Annotated in this window: 28 protein-coding genes; 16 read left to right on the plus strand and 12 right to left on the minus strand. The window is 68.5% G+C overall.

From position 1 onward, the window contains the following. Positions 1-173: 173 nt before the first annotated feature. A complete protein-coding gene (locus AB0D14_RS20750; RefSeq protein ID WP_362781054.1) occupies positions 174-1,625 on the plus strand; it encodes an NCS2 family permease in 1,452 nt (483 codons plus the stop codon). Between the two features lie 45 nt (positions 1,626-1,670). Here the strand turns inward: AB0D14_RS20750 and AB0D14_RS20755 are convergent, their stop codons facing one another. After that, positions 1,671-1,853 (minus strand): ribbon-helix-helix protein, CopG family, encoded by a 183-nt coding sequence (locus AB0D14_RS20755; protein WP_362781056.1) that lies wholly within the window; start codon positions 1,851-1,853, stop codon positions 1,671-1,673. 153 nt (positions 1,854-2,006) lie between these two features. Between AB0D14_RS20755 and AB0D14_RS20760 the strand changes: the two genes are divergently transcribed. Together AB0D14_RS20760 and AB0D14_RS20765 are read left to right on the plus strand one after the other, a co-directional pair. Beyond that, complete coding sequence (locus tag AB0D14_RS20760; RefSeq protein WP_362781059.1) at positions 2,007-2,444, plus strand: MarR family transcriptional regulator; 438 nt, start codon at positions 2,007-2,009, stop codon at positions 2,442-2,444. A gap of 259 nt (positions 2,445-2,703) precedes the next feature. After that, entirely contained in the window at positions 2,704-3,972 is a 1,269-nt protein-coding gene (locus AB0D14_RS20765) for an MFS transporter (protein ID WP_362781144.1), read from the plus strand. 14 nt (positions 3,973-3,986) lie between these two features. Here AB0D14_RS20765 and AB0D14_RS20770 read toward each other — a convergent pair whose 3' ends face one another. Further along, positions 3,987-4,574 carry a Uma2 family endonuclease gene (locus tag AB0D14_RS20770; RefSeq protein ID WP_362781061.1) on the minus strand — a complete coding sequence of 196 codons (588 nt, stop codon included), beginning with the start codon at positions 4,572-4,574 and terminating at the stop codon, positions 3,987-3,989. Positions 4,575-4,688: 114 nt separating this feature from the next. Here AB0D14_RS20770 and thpR point away from each other — a divergent pair, with 114 nt between their 5' ends. Next, on the plus strand, positions 4,689-5,261 hold the full coding sequence (gene thpR, locus AB0D14_RS20775; RefSeq protein ID WP_362781063.1) for an RNA 2',3'-cyclic phosphodiesterase: 573 nt from the start codon (positions 4,689-4,691) through the stop codon (positions 5,259-5,261). A 266-nt stretch (positions 5,262-5,527) separates the two neighbouring features. Here the strand turns inward: thpR and AB0D14_RS20780 are convergent, their stop codons facing one another. From AB0D14_RS20780 to AB0D14_RS20795, 4 genes are all read right to left on the minus strand, one after another. Beyond that, entirely contained in the window at positions 5,528-6,520 is a 993-nt protein-coding gene (locus AB0D14_RS20780; protein WP_362781065.1) for an aldo/keto reductase, read from the minus strand. 162 nt (positions 6,521-6,682) lie between these two features. After that, on the minus strand, positions 6,683-7,048 hold the full coding sequence (locus AB0D14_RS20785) for a hypothetical protein (protein ID WP_362781067.1): 366 nt from the start codon (positions 7,046-7,048) through the stop codon (positions 6,683-6,685). Between the two features lie 4 nt (positions 7,049-7,052). Beyond that, complete coding sequence (locus tag AB0D14_RS20790) at positions 7,053-7,250, minus strand: DUF397 domain-containing protein (protein WP_362781069.1); 198 nt, start codon at positions 7,248-7,250, stop codon at positions 7,053-7,055. Further along, positions 7,247-8,059 (minus strand): helix-turn-helix transcriptional regulator, encoded by an 813-nt coding sequence (locus tag AB0D14_RS20795; protein WP_362781070.1) that lies wholly within the window; start codon positions 8,057-8,059, stop codon positions 7,247-7,249. Before AB0D14_RS20795 ends, AB0D14_RS20790 begins: the two co-directional genes overlap by 4 nt. Positions 8,060-8,142: 83 nt before the next feature. Here AB0D14_RS20795 and AB0D14_RS20800 point away from each other — a divergent pair, with 83 nt between their 5' ends. From AB0D14_RS20800 to AB0D14_RS20815, 4 genes are all read left to right on the plus strand, one after another. Next, complete coding sequence (locus tag AB0D14_RS20800; RefSeq protein ID WP_362781073.1) at positions 8,143-8,562, plus strand: hypothetical protein; 420 nt, start codon at positions 8,143-8,145, stop codon at positions 8,560-8,562. Positions 8,563-8,670: 108 nt separating this feature from the next. Continuing rightward, complete coding sequence (locus AB0D14_RS20805; protein ID WP_362781075.1) at positions 8,671-9,741, plus strand: hypothetical protein; 1,071 nt, start codon at positions 8,671-8,673, stop codon at positions 9,739-9,741. Positions 9,742-9,796: 55 nt separating this feature from the next. After that, on the plus strand, positions 9,797-10,138 hold the full coding sequence (locus AB0D14_RS20810) for a hypothetical protein (protein WP_362781077.1): 342 nt from the start codon (positions 9,797-9,799) through the stop codon (positions 10,136-10,138). Positions 10,139-10,151: 13 nt separating this feature from the next. After that, positions 10,152-10,337, plus strand: coding sequence for a DUF6185 family protein (locus AB0D14_RS20815; RefSeq protein ID WP_362781146.1), 186 nt, complete (start codon positions 10,152-10,154; stop codon positions 10,335-10,337). A 19-nt stretch (positions 10,338-10,356) separates the two neighbouring features. Here AB0D14_RS20815 and AB0D14_RS20820 read toward each other — a convergent pair whose 3' ends face one another. Together AB0D14_RS20820 and AB0D14_RS20825 are read right to left on the minus strand one after the other, a co-directional pair. After that, entirely contained in the window at positions 10,357-10,740 is a 384-nt protein-coding gene (locus AB0D14_RS20820) for a Uma2 family endonuclease (protein WP_362781079.1), read from the minus strand. Positions 10,741-10,830: 90 nt separating this feature from the next. After that, positions 10,831-11,547, minus strand: coding sequence for an SGNH/GDSL hydrolase family protein (locus tag AB0D14_RS20825; protein ID WP_362781081.1), 717 nt, complete (start codon positions 11,545-11,547; stop codon positions 10,831-10,833). A 98-nt stretch (positions 11,548-11,645) separates the two neighbouring features. Between AB0D14_RS20825 and AB0D14_RS20830 the strand changes: the two genes are divergently transcribed. From AB0D14_RS20830 to AB0D14_RS20845, 4 genes are all read left to right on the plus strand, one after another. After that, on the plus strand, positions 11,646-12,668 hold the full coding sequence (locus tag AB0D14_RS20830) for a WD40 repeat domain-containing protein (RefSeq protein ID WP_362781084.1): 1,023 nt from the start codon (positions 11,646-11,648) through the stop codon (positions 12,666-12,668). A gap of 124 nt (positions 12,669-12,792) precedes the next feature. Next, positions 12,793-13,437: a sigma-70 family RNA polymerase sigma factor gene (locus tag AB0D14_RS20835; protein WP_362781085.1), complete on the plus strand. Its 645-nt coding sequence runs from the start codon at positions 12,793-12,795 to the stop codon at positions 13,435-13,437. Further along, entirely contained in the window at positions 13,434-14,708 is a 1,275-nt protein-coding gene (locus tag AB0D14_RS20840; protein WP_362781088.1) for a CU044_5270 family protein, read from the plus strand. Before AB0D14_RS20835 ends, AB0D14_RS20840 begins: the two co-directional genes overlap by 4 nt. 50 nt (positions 14,709-14,758) lie before the next feature. Beyond that, a complete protein-coding gene (locus AB0D14_RS20845) occupies positions 14,759-16,198 on the plus strand; it encodes a hypothetical protein (RefSeq protein ID WP_362781091.1) in 1,440 nt (479 codons plus the stop codon). 152 nt (positions 16,199-16,350) lie between these two features. On the opposite strand, the gene AB0D14_RS20850 is transcribed toward AB0D14_RS20845, so the two are convergent. Then, positions 16,351-16,488 carry a hypothetical protein gene (locus AB0D14_RS20850; protein WP_362781150.1) on the minus strand — a complete coding sequence of 46 codons (138 nt, stop codon included), beginning with the start codon at positions 16,486-16,488 and terminating at the stop codon, positions 16,351-16,353. A gap of 86 nt (positions 16,489-16,574) precedes the next feature. Here AB0D14_RS20850 and AB0D14_RS20855 point away from each other — a divergent pair, with 86 nt between their 5' ends. After that, positions 16,575-18,140, plus strand: a complete 1,566-nt coding sequence (locus AB0D14_RS20855) for a cellulase family glycosylhydrolase (RefSeq protein WP_362781093.1) — start codon at positions 16,575-16,577, stop codon at positions 18,138-18,140. A gap of 79 nt (positions 18,141-18,219) precedes the next feature. On the opposite strand, the gene AB0D14_RS20860 is transcribed toward AB0D14_RS20855, so the two are convergent. Together AB0D14_RS20860 and AB0D14_RS20865 are read right to left on the minus strand one after the other, a co-directional pair. Further along, positions 18,220-18,462, minus strand: a complete 243-nt coding sequence (locus tag AB0D14_RS20860; RefSeq protein WP_362781096.1) for a hypothetical protein — start codon at positions 18,460-18,462, stop codon at positions 18,220-18,222. A 354-nt stretch (positions 18,463-18,816) separates the two neighbouring features. Next, a complete protein-coding gene (locus AB0D14_RS20865) occupies positions 18,817-19,254 on the minus strand; it encodes an ATP-binding protein (RefSeq protein WP_362781097.1) in 438 nt (145 codons plus the stop codon). A gap of 191 nt (positions 19,255-19,445) precedes the next feature. On the opposite strand from AB0D14_RS20865, the gene AB0D14_RS20870 reads away from it, so the two are divergent. From AB0D14_RS20870 to AB0D14_RS20880, 3 genes are read left to right on the plus strand one after another with little or no spacing between them, the layout of a single operon-like run. Next, positions 19,446-20,315: a helix-turn-helix transcriptional regulator gene (locus tag AB0D14_RS20870; RefSeq protein ID WP_362781100.1), complete on the plus strand. Its 870-nt coding sequence runs from the start codon at positions 19,446-19,448 to the stop codon at positions 20,313-20,315. Then, positions 20,312-20,497: a DUF397 domain-containing protein gene (locus AB0D14_RS20875; RefSeq protein ID WP_362781101.1), complete on the plus strand. Its 186-nt coding sequence runs from the start codon at positions 20,312-20,314 to the stop codon at positions 20,495-20,497. The genes AB0D14_RS20870 and AB0D14_RS20875 overlap by 4 nt, the downstream gene beginning before the upstream one ends. A gap of 60 nt (positions 20,498-20,557) precedes the next feature. Then, positions 20,558-21,226, plus strand: coding sequence for a class I SAM-dependent methyltransferase (locus AB0D14_RS20880; RefSeq protein ID WP_362781103.1), 669 nt, complete (start codon positions 20,558-20,560; stop codon positions 21,224-21,226). Positions 21,227-21,302: 76 nt separating this feature from the next. Here AB0D14_RS20880 and serC read toward each other — a convergent pair whose 3' ends face one another. Then, complete coding sequence (gene serC / locus AB0D14_RS20885; protein ID WP_362781106.1) at positions 21,303-22,421, minus strand: phosphoserine transaminase; 1,119 nt, start codon at positions 22,419-22,421, stop codon at positions 21,303-21,305. Positions 22,422-22,464: the final 43 nt, after the last annotated feature.

The raw sequence follows: 22,464 nt of genomic DNA on the forward strand, positions 1-22,464 counted from the left end.
ACAGCTTACGAGGAGGACGGCGCAGGGGGCCGCCGGGCCTGACCTGATCCCGCGCACCCCGCGCCCACCGGCGGTCTCCGTGCGGAGATGGCGCTGCCGCCGTTATATGTTCATACTGAACCGGCCTGAGTCTGGCCACTTCTGCTCGTACGAAACTCCAAAAAGGTCTTCGCATGCCCACCTCGGCCCCCGCCAAGGCTCCAGCGCCCAAGGAGCCGGACCCCAGGTCCGCCCACGGCGCTCTCGACCGCTACTTCAAGATCTCCGAGCGCGGCAGCACCCTGCCCCGCGAGGTCCGCGGCGGCTTCGCCACCTTCTTCGCGATGGCCTACATCATCGTGCTGAACCCGATCATCCTGGGCAGCGCGAAGGACATGTACGGGCATCAGCTCGACAACGGCCAGCTGGTCACCGCGACCGCGCTGACCGCCGCCTTCACCACGCTCCTGATGGGCGTCATCGGCAACGTACCGATCGCACTCGCGGCCGGTCTCGGCGTGAACACGGTCGTCGCGCTCCAGCTGGCCCCCCGGATGTCGTGGCCGGACGCGATGGGCATGGTCGTACTGGCCGGACTCGTGGTCATGCTGCTGGTCGCCACGGGACTGCGCGAGCGCGTCATGAACGCCGTGCCGCTCGGTCTGCGCAAGGGCATCGCGATCGGCATCGGCCTGTTCATCATGCTGATCGGCCTGGTCGACTCGGGCTTCGTGTCGCGTATCCCGGACGTCGCCCAGACGACCGTGCCGCTGCAGCTCGGCGGGACCGGTCACCTCAACGGCTGGCCCGTCCTGGTCTTCGTCCTCGGCACGCTCCTCACGCTGGCGCTGATCGTGCGCAAGGTGCCGGGCGCGATCCTCATCTCGATCGTCGCGATGACGGTCGTCGCCGTGGTGATCAACGCGGTCGCCACGGTGCCCTCCTGGGGTCTGACCACCCCGAAGTGGCCCGGCAACCCGGTCGCGAGTCCCGACTTCGGGCTCGTCGGCGAGGTCAGTCTCTTCGGCGGCTTCGGCAAGGTCGGCGTACTGACCGGCGTGCTGTTCGTCTTCACGGTCCTGCTGTCGTGCTTCTTCGACGCGATGGGCACGATCATGGGCATCGGCGACGAGGCGAAGCTGACCGACAAGGACGGCAACATGCCGGGCATCAGCAAGGTGCTCTTCGTCGACGGCATCGCGGTCGCCGCGGGCGGCGCGACCTCCTCGTCCGCGACCACCTGCTTCGTGGAGTCGACGGCGGGCGTCGGCGAGGGCGCGCGGACGGGCTTCGCGAACGTGGTCACCGGCGCGCTCTTCGCCTGCGCTCTCTTCCTGACCCCGATCGCCACGATGGTCCCGTCCCAGGCCGCCACTCCGGCACTGCTCGCGGTCGGCTTCCTGATCCTGTCCGGCTCGATCGGTCAGATCGACTGGGCCGACCACACCATCGCGATCCCCGCGTTCGTGACGATGCTGATGATGCCGTTCACGTACTCGATCACGAACGGCATCGGCATGGGCTTCATCACGTTCGTCGTGCTGCGGCTGGCTGCCGGGCGCGGACGAGACGTGCCAGCCGCGATGTACGTGGTGTCGGCGGTCTTCGCCTTCTACTACCTGATGCCGGCACTGGGTCTGGTCTGACCGGACCGGACCTAGCCTGGCCTCCTGGCCTGGCGACCCGGGGGCTCACTGAACCCCGTAGAACTTTTCCGTCTCCTCGACTGCGGTCTGGAACCGCTCGTCGAAATCATCGCGAATGAGCGTCTGGACGACATAGTCCTGGACGCTCATTCCTCTTTTCGCCGCATGGTGCCGGAGCCGGTCGAGCAGCTCCCCGTTTATCCGCAGGCTGAGCACACTGGTCCCCATGGGTACGAGGGTCGCGGTCAGGGAGTGTTGTGTGTCACTTTCTGCGTCTGTCTCACTCGTACGGGTGACGCGGAGGTTTGAGTGGTCGGGGTCACGGACACTCGCGCGGTGTTGGTGTGGTCTTTAGTTAGGGTAATGAGTTACTCTAAATACATGCCTGACCTGACCCATGGCGACGATGTTGCCGCCGTGAACTCCCTGCGCTCCGCCGTGATGCGTCTGTCGCGCCGACTCAAGCACCAGCGGGTCGACGAGTCACTGAGCCCGACCGAGATGTCGGTCCTGGGCACCCTCGCCCGCTGCGGCTCGGCCACGCCGGGCGAACTCGCCCGCAAGGAGCACGTGCAGCCGCCGTCGATGACCCGCATTGTGGCGCTGCTGGAGGCCAAGGGTCTGGTCCGCCTCGAACCACACCCCGACGACCGCCGCCAGAAGGTGGTCACGCAGACCGAGCGGGCCGAGGCCATGCTGCTGGAGAGCCGCCGCAAGCGGAACGTGTGGCTGGCCTCGCTCGTCGACGGCCTCGACGAGGACGAGTGGGCGAAGCTCCGAGCAGCCGCCCCCGTCCTGGAGAAACTCGCGCATCTGTAGGCCACCTGCGCCCGCGCTCCCGTAAGCCAGCCGCAGTACAGGCACTACACGCCGCAGTACAGACCCCACAAGCCACAGCACAGGCACCACAAGCACCGAACACTCGCACCAGAACCAGAACCAGAACCAGTACCAGCACCAGTCGCACGACTCGCACCACGCAAGGAGGCGAACGCCTTTGAGTACGGGACCCGGAGCAGACTCCGCCCCCGCACCTGCCGCCCACAACTCCCTGTCCGCACCCAAGACCCGTTCCTCGATGTTCAGCTCGCTGAAGATCAGGAACTACCGTCTGTTCTTCACCGGCCAGGTCGTCTCCAACACCGGCACCTGGATGCAGCGAATAGCCCAGGACTGGCTGGTGCTGAGCCTCACCGGCTCCTCCGCCGCCGTCGGTTTCACCACGGCCCTGCAGTTCCTGCCGATGCTGCTCTTCGGCCTCTACGGCGGAGTCCTCGTCGACCGCCTGCCGAAGCGCCCCACGCTGCTGGCCACCCAGAGCGCGATGGGCCTCACCGGTATCGCACTCGCCTTTCTGACCCTCAGCGGACACGTCCAGGTCTGGCACGTCTACGTCGCGGCCTTCGCCGTCGGCCTCGCCACGGTGATCGACAACCCGGCACGGCAGTCGTTCGTCGCCGAGATGGTCGGCCCCGACCAGTTGCAGAACGCGGTCAGCCTCAACTCCGCGAACTTCCAGTCGGCCCGGCTGATAGGACCGGCCGTCGCGGGCCTCCTCATCACCGGCGTGGGCACGGGCTGGGCGTTCCTGCTCAACGGCCTGTCGTTCGTCGCGCCCATCGCGGGCCTGCTCATGATGCGCTCCAGCGAGATCAACCACGTCGAGCGCGCCCCGCGCGGCAAGGGACAGCTCCGCGAGGGCCTTCGCTATGTCGCCGGCCGCCCCGAACTGATCTGGCCGATCGTCCTCGTCGGCTTCATCGGCACCTTCGGCTTCAACTTCCCCGTCTGGCTCTCGGCCTACGCGGACGACGTCTTCCACGGCGGCGCGGGCGCGTACAGCCTCTTCAACACGCTGATGGCCGTGGGCTCGGTCGCGGGCGCGCTGCTCGCCGCCCGGCGCGGCACGGCCCGGCTGCGCGTGCTGATCGCCGCCGCCCTCGCCTTCGGAATCCTGGAGATCGTGGCCGCGCTGGTCCCGTCCTACTGGCTCTTCGCCCTGCTCATGGTCCCCATCGGGATGGCCGGCCTGACCGTCAACGTCACGGCCAACACCGCGGTCCAGATGGGCACCGACCCGGCCATGCGTGGCCGTGTCATGGCGCTGTTCATGATGGTCTTCATGGGCGGTACGCCGCTGGGGGCGCCCGTCGTCGGCTGGATCACGGACGCGTACGGTCCCCGCGTCGGCTTCGCGGCCGGCGGAGTCGTCTCGGCCCTGGCGGCGGCCACCGTCGGCCTGGCCCTGGCCCGCGTCGGAGGCCTGCGCCTGTCGTTCGGCTGGAACCACGGTCACCCGAAGGTCAGCTTCGTACCACGAGAGAGGGAGCTGGCGACGGCGGCGTAGACCAGGGCCCCGGCTCAGCCGCGGGGGAACTCGTCGGTCTTGAGGACGAGGTCGACGGGCGTCCCGCTCAGGTCGACCTCGTCGCCGAAGCCGAAGCTGATCTCGCCCTGGTACTCGCTGCCCTTCGGCTGCGTGTACAGGTGCCAGCGGCCGATGTACGGGTCCACGATCAGGTACACCGGCACCTCGGCGGCGGCGTACGCGGCCTTCTTCGGCTCGTAGTCGTTCCGGGCGGTGTCCTTGGAGATGACCTCGGCCACGAACTCGACGTCCTGATACCGCAGGCGGCCCTTGTCGTCCGGCTCGAAGCCCTCCGCGAGGGCCGCCACGTCAGCCGCGAACCCGTTGAGATGCCCGGGGAAGTCGATGCGGACGTCGGACATCAGACGCTGCCTCGGATACCGGGCACGCAACTGGTCGAGGATGTTGAAGATGATCTGCCAGTGTGTGCGGCGCTGCGGCGACATGAAGATGTTCCCCCCGACGATCTCAGCCTTGAATCCCTCGGGGATGGGCATCTTCTCCAGCCACTCGAACATCGTGTCGAGCGTGGGTTCGCCGCTGCTCTCGGCCATCTCGATCCTGTCTTCAAGGACGGTCATCGTGGCGCTCCTCCCCGACTGGGACACGTCTGAGCCCAGCCGCGCAGTACAACGATACGCACGGTCACCAGGACACGTTCGGGGTCGGAGGTGTACCGCGGGGAGACTGACGACATGAGACTCTTCGCCGCCGTGCTGCCGCCACCGGACGTGACCGCCGAGCTGCGAACGCTGCCCGGATCCGGAGCCGGGCAGCGTTGGACGGCCCCGGCCGGCTGGCACATCACGCTCGCGTTCTACGGGGAGGTCGACGAGAAGCTCGTACCGGATCTGTCGGCCCGGCTGGAGCGCTCGGCGCGGCGTACGGCTCCCTTCTCCCTGTCCCTACGCGGTGGGGGCCGGTTCGGGGGACGGGCCCTGTGGGTGGGCGCCGCCGGTGACGTACGGACACTGCGGCTGCTCGCCGAGCGGGCGGAGGCGGCGGGGCGCAAGGCGGGCGTGACGCGGGAGGAAAACCACGGGTACCGGCCGCACCTCACGCTGGCCCGCAGCCGTGGGCCGACGGACTTCGCCCCGTACGTGTCCGCGCTGGACGGGTTCGAAGGGCGGGCCTGGACGGTCGGTGAGCTGTGCCTGATGCGGAGCCGACTGCCCGTCTCGGGTGTGCCGGGGGAGCAGCCGCAGTACGAGGTACTGGCGCGGTGGGCCCTCGGCGGGTCGCCCTCCCGAGGCGCGGCTCGTGTGTGATCGGTGCTGGCCATGACCTCGGGCCCACCTGCGTAAGAGGGGAAACAGCCCCCTAGCCGGAAATGCCTGAGCGAGGGCGGTTACGCTCGGTGCGTGGACCCGAAGACGCGGAACAGGATCATGGCCGGTGTGCTTGTGCTGATGTTCGTCGTGGTGGCGTTGGCGGCGGCGGTCGGTATGTAACCGACCGCCGCCGCCAACGCCGTGCCCGCGCCCCTTACAGAGCCGTGCCCGCACCCCTTACGGGGTCCTACCAGTTACGGGCCCTACCAGGCGAAGGCCTCCGGGGACGGGCCTGGGCCCGGGAAGATCTCGTCCAGGCCGGTCAGGATCTCCTCGCTCAGCTCCAGCTCGACGGCACGCAGCGCGGACGCCAGTTGTTCGGCGGTGCGCGGGCCGACGATCGGGCCCGTGACGCCCGGCCGGGTCAGCAGCCAGGCCAGGGCGGCTTCGCCGGGCTCGATGCCGTGCTTGCCGAGCAGGTCCTCGTACGACTGGATCTGGGCGCGGATGCCGGTGTCGGCGAGGGCCTCGGCGGCCCGGCCGCTCGCCCGGCGCCCGCCCAGGACCTCCTTCTTGATGACGCCGCCCAGTAGCCCGCCGTGCAGAGGCGACCACGGGATGACGCCGAGTCCGTACTCCTGCGCGGCCGGGACGACCTCCATCTCGGCGCGGCGCTCGGCGAGGTTGTAGAGGCACTGCTCGCTGACGAGGCCGATGGTGCCGCTTCGGCGCGCGGCGATCTCGTTGGCCTGGGCGATCTTGTAGCCGGGGAAGTTCGAGGACCCGACGTAAAGAATCTTGCCCTGCTGCACGAGCACGTCGATCGCCTGCCAGATCTCCTCGAAGGGAGTGCTGCGGTCGACGTGGTGGAACTGGTAGACGTCGATGTAGTCGGTCTGGAGCCGCTTGAGGGAGGCGTCCACGGCCCGCCGGATGTTCAGGGCCGACAGCTTGTCGTGGTTGGGCCAGGCGGCGCCCTCGGCGCCCATGTTCCCGTACACCTTGGTGGCGAGCACGACCTTGTCGCGCCGCTCACCGCCCTTGGCGAACCAGGTCCCGACGATCTCCTCGGTACGGCCCTTGTTCTCGCCCCAGCCGTACACGTTGGCGGTGTCGAAATAGTTGATGCCCGCGTCCAGCGCCGCGTCCATGATCGCGTGGCTGTCGGCCTCGTCCGTCTGCGGGCCGAAGTTCATGGTCCCGAGAACGAGTCGGCTGACCTTGAGTCCTGTGCGTCCCAGCTGCGTGTACTTCATGGCTCATAGCCAACGTGCTGGAGTGCGCTCTAGGCAACACCTCGCTCTGGGGTGAGCGCACATGACCACCCCCACAGCCCCCTCAGCGGCTGAGCCACTCCGGCGCGACCGCCGATTCGTGCTGCTGTTCTCGGCTGGTTCGGAAAATTTCGCGCTCGTCACTCATGTACCGGTCCAGCGCGCGCCGCCCTGCTGGCTGGGCGGGTGGTCCACGGGGCCCGTGAGATCAGGCAGCCCGCCTTCGGCCAGCCAGCCGAGAAAGGAGGCACTCTTGCGGCACTTGATCGCGTCCTCGAGAAGCGCGGCGTTCACCGCAGCGACCGTGGAGCTCTCCGCCTCCGTCGCGGCAATCAGGTCGTCGGGCGGAGCGAAGGTCCGGGCAACCTGATCGTCGTGCGCCATCGCGGCACCCACCGCGGCCACGATGTACGTACTGACGTCGACCCCCGCCGCTTCCGCGTAGGAGCGGATGCGTTCCTTGGTCTCCGGGTCGGTGGCAAAGGTGATCATGCTGCGTCTCGCCGCCATACGGTCAACGTACAACGCCGTCGTACGCACTGGCATGCGGAAGGAAGGCTGACCACGTGGTCGCGGTGATCTTAAGGGTGGGGGCGGCGGGGGTCTTGGAGTCGCGGATGTGGACGGTGGAGGGGGCGGTTGCTATTTCGAGGCATTCGCCGCCCTGGCCGCTGCTGTAGCTGCTCTTGAACCACTTCAAGTCCGTGCTCATAGTTGGCCCGCCACTTCGTCGATCAGCTTCGCCGACTCCTCGGGGTTGAGAGCCTGCGCCCGCAGAATGCCATATCGCGCGAACGTGTTTCCCAGGTCAGGGTGTTCGCTGATGAAGTAGCCGTTGCTCGGCCCCTCGACGTAAGTGACCTGACGGTGTTCATGCGTCTCCAGCAGGATCATCGGGCCGTCCAGTCCTGCGTGGATCTGGCGGTTGGTCGGCATTACCTGGATCTCGATGTTGCGCCGCCTCCCCGCATCGAGGATCTGGCGCAGCTGTTCCTTGAGAGCCTGTTCGCCTCCCAGGGGCCGCCTCAGGACGTGCTCCTCCAATACGAAGCCGACCACTGGCGCGGGCTTGCGGTGGAGGACCCGCTGTCGGTCGAGCCGGGCCGCGAGCCGGCCCTCGATCTCATCGTCCTCAAGGGGCGGGCAGTGGACGTCGAAGGTCGCCCGCCCGTACGCCTCGGTTTGGAGCAGGCCGGGGATCAGGTGATTCGCGTACATGTAGATGGCGGTCGCCCTCGCCTCCAATTCGGCGTAGTCCTCGAACCATGAGGGGAAACGGCTGGTCCTCAGCGTCCTGCCCGCCGCGAGAAGTGCACCTTGTGCACCCAACGCCTCGTCCGCGATCTCGACGAGCTTGCCCTTCGGCGGACGCTCGCCGCGCTCCACCATGGCGATCTGCGACTTGGAGTATCCGGCGCACCCGCCCAACCCCTCCTGCGTCATCCCGGCCCGTTCGCGGAAGAACCGCAGCAACGAGCCGAACATCTCAAGGTTGCTCGAACTCTGTTCACCGGCGTGCACAGCGACCTCCCCAAGTGCACAGAGGTGCACGGACCTTGCGTAACCCTGGTCACAGTATGTGAGCAGCCGTAAGCATTTGCGTCATGAACTCGGAAACCGCACCGGTCAGGGTGCACTCCTGGATCCCGGCCTCCGGTCACGGCCTCCGGCACGCCGGCATCCACTTCGACGCCGTACGCATCGCGGACGTACTCGCAGAGCAAGTGGCGTACGAGCTGATGCAGTTCACGGATTTCCAGGCGGGGCCGGTCATCCGTGAAGCGACGGGATGCCGGTACATGTACTTCCTGTTGCCCCCGCAAAGCGCCACGGGCTTCCACTGGCCCGCCGGGGTGCGGGCGCTGGGCCGGGACTCGCGAGGATGGGCGTACGTGGGGGTGCCCGCGTTGGGTGGGCTGACCTGGCCGTTGGAGTGGCGGTCGGAGCCGACGCTCGAAGTGCCGTTCGTGGAGGCGGGGTTGCTGCATGAAGTGGTGAGTCGCCTGATCGGTGCTGTACGGTGACCGCGACATCACACTCCGTACACATCCGTGTACGGAGCGGTCCCCGGAGGTGCTACGAACACCCGCCGAGGACCTTCACCACCAGTGGAAGAACAGGGTCCACCAGGGATGCTTCGGCATGCTATCGCGCCCGTTCGGCGCTATACGAAGGCCTCGCACGACGTCGTACGGCATTCGCGGCTCAACAGTGACGCGAAGGTCCTGCTCCTGTATGTACAGGGACTGCCGGAGGCCGCCGTCCCCAAGCCGCTCAGTGAACACGCGGTCAGGCTGGGCATGAAGCCCAGGGCGTACCAGAAGGCCAAGCAACTCCTCGACGCCTGCGGTTACTTGCACGAGTGGCGTGAGCAGGGGGCTCGGGGCCACTGGGTCACGGAACAACTCCTGGCCAATGTCACTCTCACGCGTGAAGAGGCGTCCCGGGTCCGCGCGAGGGAGGGGGCGGCGGATGTGGCCGTACCTCCGGGTGAGCGTTTGCCGACGGTCGGTGGGCCGGGGGATCGGTCGGTCGGTGACTTTCCAAAGACAGAAGACTTGGGGGAGAAGAACCTTCCCCACCCCCCACCCGAAGACCTGCCCACCGGCTTCGAGGGCCCAGGGGTCTCCGGCGGCCCTGACGAGGTCGCCGCCACCGAGTCCGGTGAGCCGGGGCCGGGGCCGGAGCCCGGGCCGGGGTCGGGGTCGGGGCCCGAGCCGGAGACCGATCCCGAGCCCGTAGCCGAGTCCGAACGCGTCATGGCAGAGGGCGTGTTGCTGTCGCTGCGTCACGCGAACCGGGACCTGCTGCTGGGTGTGCGCGAGGCCCGGCTGCTGGCCGACGCGGCAGCGGAGTGGCTGCGGAGAGGGGTTTCGGCGCCCGACCTCCGTCGCGCCCTGTCGGCCGGCCTGCCGCCGGACGGCGTCCGCTCGGCGGTCGGGTTCCTGCGCCACCGCTTGGTCGAGAAGCTCCCGGCGGTGAGGGCTCAGGCCGGTCCTCCGCCACCGCCCGAGTCGGCGGCGACCCCGCCCCGGCGGAGCCTGGTGACCTGCCTGGGGCCGGGGACCGAGCACGTCTTCCGCCCCCGTACCGACGAAACTCACTGCCTCCGCTGCCGTACGGCCGCCGCGTTCGAGGCGACGTTGCAGCCGCTCTCCGAACAGTGGAGGACGCGCGTACCGGAGTGTGCCGTCGGTGGCTAGCGCGTCGTACGCTGCTGCCGCAGCCCGGAAGGCGGCTTCGGAGAGGAGCAGGGACATGGCGGCATGGAGCGAGATCCTTCAGGACGCGCGCGAGGCCGTGGGCTTCACGGGACATGTGGTTCCGCGCAACCTTGAAGGGATCCGCGCTGCCGTCCGCCCCGACCGGCTGCCGGACCTCGATGCCGAACTGGCAACCCTTTCCGAAGGGTCCGCCTTCGAGGCGTTTCTCGACCACTGGTGGACGCAGGCGCTCGTCGACGCCGCCACAGACGTCGACGCCCAGGACCTGGCGATCGATTTCGCCGACCTCGCGACCGCGCTGCGAGCGAAGTCGACCGGCGGCGGCTCATTTACGCAGGCCGAAGTCGAGGACATGCTGAAGGGCAAGGCCTCGTGAGGCTCACGATCATCTGGGTACCGGCCGCGGCGAACGGCGCTACCGGCAGAGCCGTCTTGGGCTGCTGCTGTCGGTCTACCAGATGCGCTACTACTCGCTGCAGGTCGCCTATCTGGTCGCCCAGATCATCGCCATGATCACCATCTGGCAGTTCTTCGCGGAACCCGCGGTGACACCCGAGCCCCCGGAGGGCAAGTGAGCGAGGCCGGGTCGCGGCGTCAGTCCCGGGGGAAGTCGTCCGTCTTCAGGGTGAGGCCGACGAACTCGACGTCCTGGTGGAGCCAACGCCCGGCCGAGTCCTCTTCCGACCCCTCACGCAGTTTCGCCACATCGGGGCAGAAGCCGTTCTGGTGACCGGGGAAGTCGATCCGCACGTCGGACTGTGCCTCGACGTCCATGCCGAACCTGTCCTCCAACGCCCTGGTGATTCTCCGGATGATGTGCCAATGGACGCTTCGCTGCGGCGTCATGAAGACGTCGCCCCCGACGACCTCGACCTTGATTCCCTCGGGGACGGGTATCCGCTCAAGTCGCTCGAACCACTGGTCCAAGCTCTCGACGTTCTCGTCGACCATTTTGATCCTGTCTTCCAGGATGGTCATCGTGGCGCTCTCCACCCCGGCTGCCTCACGAACGAGTACAGCCGCGCCGTACAACGATAAGCACGGTGACCAGGAGACCGTCGGATTCGGTCAGGCCCTTTCGGCCACGTACTCCTCGCCCACGCCCCACCCCTGGTGCATCGCCTCCGCGAACGCCGCCGCCAGTTTGTGCTCGCCCGAGGCGTTGGGGTGGGTGCCGTCGTACGTGTCGTGGTGGATGTCGTACGCGTTGGAGCGGTCGGGGGAGTCGGGGGAATCGGGGGTCGAGGCCAGGAGCAGAGGGGACCCCGGCTCGTCCAGGTCCGCCACCGCCTTCGCGAGGAGTTCGTTGAAGAGGCCGACCTCGCGGGCGAAGGGTGCGTCGGTCTCGGCCCGGATGTTCGGGATCACCGGGAGGAGGACCATCGAGACGTGCGGGTTCGCCGAGCGGGCCCGCTCGATGAAGGCGCGGGCGTTCTCGGCGGTCTGGGGCGCGTTCGTGTAGAAGCCGAGGTCTATCAGGCCGAGGGAGACGAGGAGCACGTCGGCGCGGGACGCGCGGACCGCGTCGGCTATCAGTGGGCTCAGGTGCTGCCAGCCCTCGCCCCATCCGGCCAGGTGGGCGCGGGGGAAGGCGGGGTCCGGGTCGGCGTACTCGTACGAGTCGGCGGCGCCCGTGGCCTTGTCGTACAGCGCCTCCCGGGGGCCGACGAGCTGGAACGGGCCCCCGTACGTCGCGCGCAGATGCTGCCACATCCGGTAACGCCAAGTGTGTTCGCCGGCGCTTCCGATGGTCATGGAATCGCCGACGGGCATGAACCTGAGCATCCGCTCATGATGGACGATCACCGGCGGAGGCAGGGTGCAACGAGGTGTGAAGCCGGACACGCCCGCCGAACCGGCGGCGGGGGTGGCAGGCTTGGGGCATGCATCGCTCGTTTGTGCTCCTTGCCGGAGCCCTTCTCGCCGGGGTGCTCGTCGCGCCCGCCGCTGCCGCCGTCGCCGCCGATGGCGCCGGGGCGGACAGTTCGGACAGCTCAGAGAGTTCGGAGGGTTCGGGTGGTTCGGAGGGGTTTACGATCGAGGACCCCCGGATCACCGAGTCCAGCGGGCTGGCCGCCTCCCGCGCCCACCCCGGCATCTACTGGACCCACAACGACAGCGACGACGGCGCCTTCCTCTACGCCGTCGACAGCAAGAGCGGCAAGACCGTCGCCACCGTCACCATGGCGGGAGTCGGGCGGCCCCGGGACGTGGAAGCCATCTCCATCGGTCCGAACGGCCACCTCTATGTCGGCGACATCGGCGACAACCTCGGCGGCACGTGGGACCACGTGTGGATCTACGAACTGCCCGAGCCGAAGGAGCTCAAGGACCAGACCGTCCGGGCCACGCAGTACGACGTGAAGTACGCGGACGGGGCCCGCAACGCCGAAGCGCTGATGGTGCACCCGAAGACCGGCCGGGTCTACATCGTCTCGAAGGACGAGGAAGGCGGCGACCTGTACGAGGGGCCCGCCAAGCTGTCCGCCTCCGGCACCAACACCTTCAAGCGCGTCAGCGCCATCGACCTCTGGGTCACCGACGGCGCCTTCTCGCCCGACGGCAAGCAGCTCGCCGTACGGGGCTACTTCGGCGGCATCGCGTACGACTGGAACAACGGCAAGCCGAAGCGGCAGGGGCGGCTGAACGTGCCGCTCCAGGGGCAGGGCGAGTCGGTGACGTACACCCCCGACGGATCCACCCTGCTCTACGGGAGCGAGGGAGGCGGGAGTTCGGTGGAGCCGGGGAGCGTCCCGGGCAAGGACGGCGGAGATGGCAAGTCGTCCTCGGGCGGTTCGGGCGACGGCGACGACGGGTCGGGCGGCGACTTCAAGATGGGCGCGATCGCCCTGGCCGTCGCCCTCGCCGTCGTCTACGGCCTCAAGCGCCTGTTCCGGCGTCGCTAGCAACCGCCACCTGGCCGCATCAGGGTGTGACGTGGGGCACATCCTGTGGTTTTTCGGTTCGCCCTGTAAGAAGTGGGCCGCTGCGCGCATTCCTCGGTAAGAGAGCCGATACAAGGGACGGCGCATGACACATGCCCAACACTTTCGGGACGTCTACGAGGAGTGCTATCCGCGCGTCCTCGCCTACAGCACGAGTCTGGTGGGGCGGCAGCTAGGAGAGGACCTCACCAGCGAGACATTCACCGTGGCCTGGCGGCGGGTGCGGGACATTCCGCAACCCGCGCTGCCCTGGCTGCTGGGAGTGGCTCGCAACCTGATGCGCGAGCTGCGTCGCCGGGACAGCCGGCAGTACGCCCTCGCCGCCGCTGAGGCGCAGCGCATCAGCAGTGGTGCCCGGACCGACGTCGGCGACGTCGCGGCGGACGTGACCGACCGGGAAGCCGCGCTGCAGGCCCTGGCGGGCCTGTCCGACGCCGACCGGGAACTGCTGACGCTCATCGCCTGGCAGGGGCTGAGCACCAAACAGGCCGCACGCGTCCTGGGCTGCACCACCGCGACGCTGACGGTCCGGCTGCACCGGGCCCGCCGCCGTCTGGAGAAAGCCATGGAGCCGGCGTACCTGGCCAATGCGGCGCCCGTACCGGTGGCCGCACCGGTCTCCGTATCGGCACCGGCACCGGCACCCGTACCGCTGTCCAGGCAGAAGACGGACTCCGCAGCATTCGGACAGGCCCCGCCCCGCACTGATCGCAAAGGAGCACTCACGTGAAGAAGACCCAGGAACGGCCCGGGCGGCCTGATGTCATGAAGGTGCTCGCGGACGCCCGGCCCGACGAACTGGACCCGTCCAGGCTCGCGGGCTCCCCTCGGCAGCGCGAGGATCTGGCACGCATCCTGGCCGAAGCGACGAACCGTCGCGAGGCACGCTTCCGGGTGTCGGACCGAATCCGGGTGCCGGACCTGTTCCGGGGCGGGATCCGGCCGCTCGGGACCGTAGCGGCCCTCGCAGCCGTCGCGGCGTCCGCGGTGGTCGTGACCACGCTCGACCGGGATGGTTCGGGCGTACGCCAGGGCGCGTCCCCGCAGTCCTCCTCCGCTGGTGCGGGGCCGGGTTCGTCGGCGTCGGACGGCCAGGGTGACGTCCGCGTCGACGGTCGTCTCCAACTGCTCAGTGTGGCGAAGAAGGCCGAGACGTCGACCGGCGAGGGAACGTACTGGCAGACCACCACGCGCTCGGAGGACGTGAACGTCGTCAGCGCGGCGGGAGGCAAGGGACAGCCCGTCGCCGTGCGCAGCAAGTCGACCGACGAGTGGTCGGTGGGCGTGCGCCCGGGAGCCAAGAGCCTGATGGTCTCCGGTCTGGACGGTGTGACCGAGCCCCGCACCAAGGAGGACGAGGCACGCTGGCGGGCCGCCGGCTCACCCGACACGATGCAGGCCGAGGTCCAGGGCAACGAGGAAGGCGGCACGCTCGGGTACACGATGGGAACCCAGCAGCCGACGGTCATGCGGACGGACGACGACGACAAGATCTACGCTCTCGGCCCGCAGAACGTCACCTACCAGGATCTGCTTGAACTGCCCTCCGACAGCGGCGAGTTGCGTCGACAGCTGGAGAAGCAGTTCGCGAAGGACAGCGGTGCCGACACCAGTGCGGGCCGCACGGCCTATGTGCTGCGCCAGGCGGCCGACCTCATCACGATGCCGGTGAAGCCCGCCGTCCGGGCGGCCGCGTACCGGGTGATGGCGGAACTGCCCGGCGTCCGGGGGCTGGGGCGCGTCACCGATCCGCTGGGGCGCGAGGGCGTCGGTTTCACCTTCCCCGGCACGGCACGGACACCGCTGGGCGGCGTGGAGCAGCGGCTGGTCGTCGACGAGTCCACCGGCGAGATGCTCTGCGAGCAGCTCCTGCTGGTCGAACCGTCGACCAAGGCCCAGAAGGCAGGTCTCGACGCCGGCACGACGGTGAACTACACGGCGACGACCCGGATGAGCTGGGGCGAGAGCCAGATCACGGTGCCGAAGAACGCTCAGCGCTGAGCGCGGGTGAGTTGGCGAGACACCCTCCAGCACGAGCACAGGAGAAGAAGATGACAACGCCCGTAGGACGACCCGTACAACGCCCCGTACGACGGATGGCTCTACCTGCCACCCGCGTGGCCACCGCACTCGCGGCCTGCGCCATCGCGCTCACACCGTATGCCGCGCAGGCGCAGACGCAGGCACCTGGGCAGAAGCTGGCGCAGGCACCGGCACCGGGTGAACAGCGGGCCGCCCTCGCGAAGGCGCCGAAGGCGCCCTGGAAGCTCGAAGTACCGCTGTCCGGCGCGGAGTCGACCGACTTCTACGACGTCACCGCGACCGGCCGGTCCGACGCGTGGGCGGTCGGCGGGAAGACGGACGAGTCCTGGGCTGTGGCGCCGGTGGCCAAGCACTGGGACGGCAAACGGTGGAGCGATGTTCCGCCCGCGGGGACCGGCGGCAGACCCGCGCAGCTGGAGGCAGTGGCAGCCTCGGGCCCGGACGACGTCTGGGCGGCCGGCACGTACACCGACATCGAAATCGGCGCCGCCTCCTCGTCCGACGCCCGGACGCCGCAGGGCCGCAAGGCCGATCGACTGCCGGACACGCTTCTGAACCGGCTGCCGGACAACCTGGCGGACCGGCTCCGCGACGGCTCCGCGCTCCCCGAAGCCGCCGACCCGGTCGTGCTCCAGCACTGGAACGGCAGCCGCTGGAAGGCGGTGTCGCGTCCGGGGCCCGCGGCGGGGTCGATCCGTTTCGTCGTGGAAATGAAGTCGACGGGCGCGAACTCCGTGTGGCTGACCACCCTGGACTGGAACCCGACAGCGGACCCAGCCGACCCGGCCAAGGCGTACGCCGGGCAGCTGGAGCACTGGGACGGCCGCAAGTGGAGCCGTACGGCACTACCCCAGGCACCGGACGGCAGGCCGGTGGAGCCCTCAAGCGTCACCGGCACCAGCCCCGACGACGTATGGGTCAGCGCCCTGACCGAGGCGGACGGCGTCGCCACGCCCCTGCTCTACCACTTCGACGGCCGACGCTGGACGGTGACCACCGTCCCCGCCCCCTACGAGTACGGCCCCGGCTGGATGGCCAACCACGTCGTGTCGACCGGGCGCGGAACGGTTCATGTGTTCGGCAAGAGCAACGACCCAGGGGTGCCGAGCGGGCTGATCTCCACGCGCTGGGACGGCCGCAAGTGGCAGCAGCTACCCGACCCCGGGGTCGACGAGGTGAACGCCTCGGGTTCGGACGGCGCGGGGGGCGTGTGGGTCGCGGGCTGGCGGCCCCAGGGCGACAGCCACACGGTGTTCTCCCGTTGGGACGGCACCACTTGGACCACCGAGGAACTTCCCGCGGAGTTCACCTCGACGAGTGAGGGCAGCACGGCCTTCGACGTCGAAGGCGTTCCCGGCACCCGCGCCGTACTGGCCGCGGGCAACGCCGGGTGCGAGAGCCCGACGGGCGGGTGCGGCCTGCTGGCCTCGCGCGGACTCCGTCAGTAATGAGTCCTGGCGGCGAGTTCTGACGGACGATCCTGTCCTGACGGAAACGGACCGCCCGACGGCCTGACCGCCTGACCGCCTGTGGCCCGCACGCGAGTGCGGGCCACAGGCGAACGCGCGTTCGCCGGCCGGCACGTGAAGTGCGGTTCCGCTCACCTGTCGTCGCGGCTCGACTCCCGGCGGCGGCCGACGAATACGTCGAGACCGTCGAGGATCCGCTGAAGCCCGAATTCGAAGTGGTCGAAGTCGGAGCCGTCCCCGAATGTCGTACGGGTTATTGACGTGTCCACGCTTACTGACTTCCATGGGGGTGCGCGGTGTGGTGGGAGCGCTCCCACCCCTTCCGGGCCCGCGCCTCCCGAGAGGAAGCAGCGACATGTTCCGCAGCTTGCGAAGAGCGTTGGGTGCTGCCGCCGCGGCGCTCCTGTTACCGCTGGCCGGTGTCCAGACCGGCGCCCAGGCCGCGCACGCGGACACGGCAGCCGTCGCGGACACGGCAGCCGTCGCGAAGGCCGCCGCCGGAGCCGGTTACTGGCACACCAGCGGACGGCAGATCCTGGACGCAGCAGGACAGCCGGTACGGATCGCCGGCATCAACTGGTTCGGGTTCGAGACGTCCAACAACGCCGTCCACGGGCTCTGGGCACGCGACTACAAGAGCATGATCGACCAGATGAAGTCGCTCGGGTACAACACCATCCGGCTGCCCTACAGCGACGACATCCTCAAGAGCGGTGCCGTCGCCAACAGCATCGACTTCTCCGGCGGCAAGAACGCCGACCTCCAAGGACTCACACCCCTCCAGATCATGGACAGGATCGTGGCGTACGCGGGTCAGGACGGCCTCAAGGTCATCCTGGACCGGCACCGGCCGGACGCGGGTGGCCAGTCCGCGCTCTGGTACACGTCCGCGGTCCCCGAGACGACGTGGATCACCAACCTCAAGGCGCTGGCGACCCGTTACAAGGGCAACTCCACGATGATCGGCATCGACCTGCACAACGAGCCGCACGATCCGGCCTGCTGGGGCTGCGGCGACACGACGAGGGACTGGCGGCTTGCCGCCCAGCGCGCCGGGAACGCGGTCCTGGCCGCCAACTCCGAGCTGCTGGTCTTCGTGGAGGGCGTGCAGACGGTCGACGGAGTCTCGGGCTGGTGGGGCGGCAACCTGATGGGGGTCGCGCAGTACCCGGTACAGCTGACCGTGCCGAACCGGGTCGTCTACTCGGCCCACGACTACGCCACCAGCGTGGCCCAGCAGAGCTGGTTCAGCGATCCGACCTTCCCCGCCAACATGCCGGGCGTCTGGGACAAGTACTGGGGCTACATCTTCAAGCAGAACATCGCGCCGGTGTGGGTGGGAGAGTTCGGTACGACCCTCCAGTCGACCGTCGACCAGAAGTGGCTCGCGGCGCTGGTCAGCTACCTGCGCCCCACGAGCACGTACGGCGCCGACAGCGTCTCCTGGACCTTCTGGTCGTGGAACCCCAACTCCGGTGACACGGGCGGGATCCTGAAGGACGACTGGGCGACCGTGGACACGGTGAAGGACGGGTACCTCGCGAGCGTCAAGGCGCCGGGCTTCCCGTCGGAACCGGGCGGCAGCGACCCCGGCGATCCAGGTGACCCGGGAGGAGGCACGGCCGCCTGCACGGCCGCGTACACCGTCAGCAGCGACTGGGGCGGCGGCTTCAACGCCGAGGTGAAGGTGACCAACACCGGCACAACCGCGCTCACGTCCTGGAAGACGACCTGGACCTGGCCCGGCGCCCAGAAGGTCACCAGCATGTGGAACGCGTCGTACACACAGAGCGGGACGACCGTGACGGCCACCAACGCCGCCCACAACGGGAGTGTGCCGGTGGGCGGTTCGGCGACCTTCGGGTTCGGGGGTGCGCCGGGTGGTGGTGGGGTGCCGAGTGTGAGCTGTACGACGGGATGAGAGAAGGGCGCCTGTTCCATGAGCTCAGGTTCCATGTCGCTGCGGGACGGCGAGAGGGGAGGCGGAGCGGGTAGTCGTCCTACGGCCCCGAGTGCACCCCGGAGGGGTGGTCCCGGATCTCGGTGGCGTGACGTGCGGCCCGCGTGATGTCACCGCGTTGCTCACACGCGATGATCTGCCGCCAGTTCGCGCCGCAGACGTCGCAGTCGGGGGCCGGTGCGCAGTCCAGCAGCCACGCCTCGAAGTTGCCGGGCAACTGTGGCGAAGGCGTGCTCCGGTCTCGTCCTTCGCCAGCCGACGGATGGGCTGTGCCCTGCCTCATGTTGGCGCTCCTGAGCGGTGTCAGCCATGCCTCGGGAGGCTCCGCCGCCTCGCGCCCGGGTCCGCCGAGGCCTCGGCGTCTGAGCACAGTAGGTACAGGCGTACCGGATCGGCGTAGGCGTTCCGAGGTGACGGCGCCTGCGGGCACGGGCGCTGCCAGCAGGCTTCCCCGGTTGGAAACGGCGGGTAGCGGCCGGTTGCGCGGGAGCGTTTGGACCAGCGGCGCCAGCGGGCGTCGTGGGGGTTGAGGAGTCGCCACACGTAGGGGTCCGGTGCCCTCACCTCGCGCGCGAGGTCCCAGTCGTTCGCTTCGCGACGGTTGGGGCGCGGTCGGCCGAGCAGGCGGGCGACCGTGTCATGAACCAGCCGGAACATCGGCCGCCTCCAGCTTCTCCTTCTCCGCGAGTGTGAACCGGGCCCATACATACTTCGCGTACGACCCATGCCGATGCCCCCAGGAGTCGGCCAACGCCGCTACGAGCGCGAGGCCGCGCCCGCTCTCCTCGTCCGGGGCCGAGTCGTGGGGTCGGGGGAGTCTGTCCTTGTCCGGGTCGGAGACCTCCAGGACCAACTCCGGGCCGTCGAGCGTGAGGGTGATCTGGATGCGGGCGTAGGGCACCCGGCAGTGCGTCACGGCGTTGGTGACGAGTTCGTTCGCCAACAGGGTTACTGAGTCGGCGAGTTCGCCAGTGATACCCCAGTCTGCGAGTGTCTTGCAGACGCGCTGACGGGAGATGGGGACGTGGCTTCTGTGTTTGGGGATGCGGAAGGTCTCGGTTTCGGTTACGGGCATGGGGGTGCCGTACCTCCTGACGTGACGTCAAGGTGTGCGCTCTGGCGGCGCCTTCACGAAACTAGGGTTCAATTCGGGATCCGTGCAACTCCGATCCTCGTATACATGCAAACATCTCACTCGATCGGGTGATGTACTCATGGGTCTGCTGCCTGTGTGGCATCGTTTCGCGAAGCAGAGGGGAGACACACATGCCCGCAGGTGGGCGGCCGACCGTGCGCAGCAGGCGCTTGGGCACGGCACTTCGGCAGTATCGTCAGGCCGCCAAGCTGGACCAGCCGCAGGCCGCAGAGATCATCGCGTCAAGTCAGGCCAAGATCAGCCGCGTTGAGACCGGGCATTCGACACCGCGCGTCATTGAAGTGCGGCTTCTGCTGGACGCGTACGGCGTCACGGACCCAGAAGTGCGGGCCAAACTGGAGGAGCTGGCCAAGCACTCGAAGAACCGGGGCTGGTGGCTTGAGCATGCTGCGCACCTGGGCCCGGACTATGTCGATCACATCGCGTTGGAGGACGACGCGACCTACATCCGTGAGTGGCAACCGGTCATGATTCCGGGGCTGCTGCAAACTCCGGCCTATGCGGAAGCGGTTATCGCCGACGGTCCTCACTACATCGACCCGGAACGGGTCGCCCAGTTGGTGAAGGTGCGTGTGGGGCGGCAGACGAAGATCGATGAGGGTGGGGCGTCGTACACGGCCATCATCTGGGAAGCGGTTCTCACGCACCCGCTGGTGAACGTCGAGATTCACCGTGAGCAGTTGTCCGCTGTCCTTGAGGTCGGGAAGCGGAAGAATGTCACTGTGCAGGTGCTGCCGTTCAGCGCGGGTGTCCTGGCCGGTTACTCCTCCGCCTTCTACTCGTTCAGTTTCGACGAGGAACCGACGGTCGAAGCGGTCGCCATGGACAATCTGCGAGGTACATCGGTTCTTGAAGGAGCTGAGGACCTGGCCGCTTACGCCAATGCATACGACCTACTACGATCGTCAGCGTTGGCGCCGGACGCGAGCGCGAAGCTCATCCGGGGCATACTGCGGAGCTTGAAGGAAGACACATCGTGACCGAGGTCATAAGCCCCTTCTGGAAGTCCTCGTACTCGGGGCAGGAGAACGCCTGCGTCGAGGTCGCCGACACGGCTGGCGGCGGCCGAGCTGTCCGTGACAGCAAGCGGTCGGAATCGGGCGGTCCCCTGCTCACCGTCTCCCGCGAGGGCTGGCAGGCGTTCCTCCGGCAGCTCGGCTAGGCCACGCCACCGCACGGCCCTGCGGCTTGTATCCAGCGCGGATTCGAAGAGGAACACACCGTGCCCGTACCGCACGACATCCCTGCCGAGGCCGAACTGTGGGACGCCTACGCCGAGTCCGCCTTCAAGGACGACGCCGAGCCGGTGTTCTGCTGGACGCAGTACGCGGGGCACGGCCCCGGCTCCGAACTGCTCGGTGCCCCGCGCAGCGTGCTGGAGATCGGCTGCGGCACCGGCCGCGCCCTCGCTCACCTCGCCCAGCGCGGCATCACCTCGTACGGCATCGATCTCTCCCCGGTCATGGTGAAGAAGAGCACCGAGCGGTGGGCCGGTACCGGCGCTGTCTTCGCCTGCGGAGAGGTTCTGGAGTGGCTGGCCGCCTCCGGCGACACGTACGACGCCGTCTACTCGGTCTTCGGTGCCGCCTGGTTCGCCGACCCGGGCCAGCTCTTCCCGCTCGTGCGGGCGCGACTCAACCCGGGCGGCGTGTTCGTGTTCTCGCAGCCGCCTGCCATCCCTGGCGCGTACGGTCCGCAGGGGATGTACAAGGGCGGCTTCGCGGGAAAGGCCATGTTCACTTACCGCTACAGCTACCGCCCCGCCGTCTGGGAACGCCTGTTGACCCGGGCCGGCTTCGCCTCCGCTGAAGCGTGCGTGCTTGACGCTCCGAAGCCCGGTCACATCGGCACACTGATCGTCCGCGCGGAAGTGCCCTCCGCCGCCGGGTGACCCCGTAACTCCGCCCGAAGAACGAAGAGAGGGTGCCCGGTGTTCGCCGGGCACCCTCGTCGTCGTACCGAAAAGGTCAGAGCTTCTCGATCACGTAGTCGACGCACTTCGTGAGTGCCTCGACGTCCGCCGGGTCGATCGCCGGGAACATCGCGACGCGGAGCTGGTTGCGGCCGAGCTTGCGGTAGGGCTCGGTGTCCACGATGCCGTTGGCGCGCAGGACCTTGGCGACGGCGGCCGCGTCGACGTCGTCCGTGAAGTCGATCGTGCCGATGACCTGGGACCGCTTGGCCGGGTCGGTGACGAACGGGTTCGCGTACTTGACGTCCTCGGCCCAGCCGTAGAGCGTGCCCGAGGAGGTCGCCGTGCGGCGGACCGACCAGTCGAGGCCGCCCTGGCCGTTGATCCACTCCAGCTGGTCGTTCAGGAGGAACAGGGTGGCGAGGGCCGGGGTGTTGTACGTCTGGTTCTTGCGGGAGTTGTCGATCGCCGTGGGGAGCGAGAAGAACTCCGGGACGTGCCGCCCGCTCGCGTGGACGCGCTCGGCGCGCTCGATCGCGGCCGGGGAGAAGATGCCGATCCACAGGCCGCCGTCCGCGGCGAACGACTTCTGCGGGGCGAAGTAGTAGACGTCCGTCTCGGCGATGTCGACCGGCAGGCCGCCCGCGCCGGAGGTGGCGTCCACCAGGACCAGGGAGCCGTCGTCGGCGTTCGCGACCCGCTTGATCGGGGCGGCGACACCGGTCGAGGTCTCGTTGTGGGTGAGGGCGTAGACGTCCACACCCGACTGGGCGACCGGCTCCGGGTGCGTGCCCGGCTCGGAGGTGATGACGTCCGGGTCGGCCAGCCAGGGCGCCAGCTTGGCCGCCTTCGCGAACTTGGACGAGAACTCACCGAACGTGAGGTGCTGCGACCTGTTCTCGATCAGTCCGTGGGTCGCCACGTCCCAGAACGCGGTGGAGCCGCCGTTGCCGAGGACGACCTCGTACCCCTCGGGGAGCTGGAAGAGGTCGCTCACACCCTCGCGCACCTTCCCCACGAGGTTCTTGACCGGGGCCTGGCGGTGGGACGTGCCCATCAGGGACGTGCCCGTTTCGGCGAGCGCGGTGAGCGACTCCGTACGCACCTTGGAGGGGCCCGCGCCGAAACGGCCGTCGGCGGGCTTGAGGTCAGCGGGGATCTGGATATCAGCCACAACGGGAGCGTAGCCGTTTCCGGAAACCTGGGTGAAACGTCGT

It is taken from the genome of Streptomyces sp. NPDC048484, assembly GCF_040651415.1.
Taxonomy (GTDB): domain Bacteria; phylum Actinomycetota; class Actinomycetes; order Streptomycetales; family Streptomycetaceae; genus Streptomyces.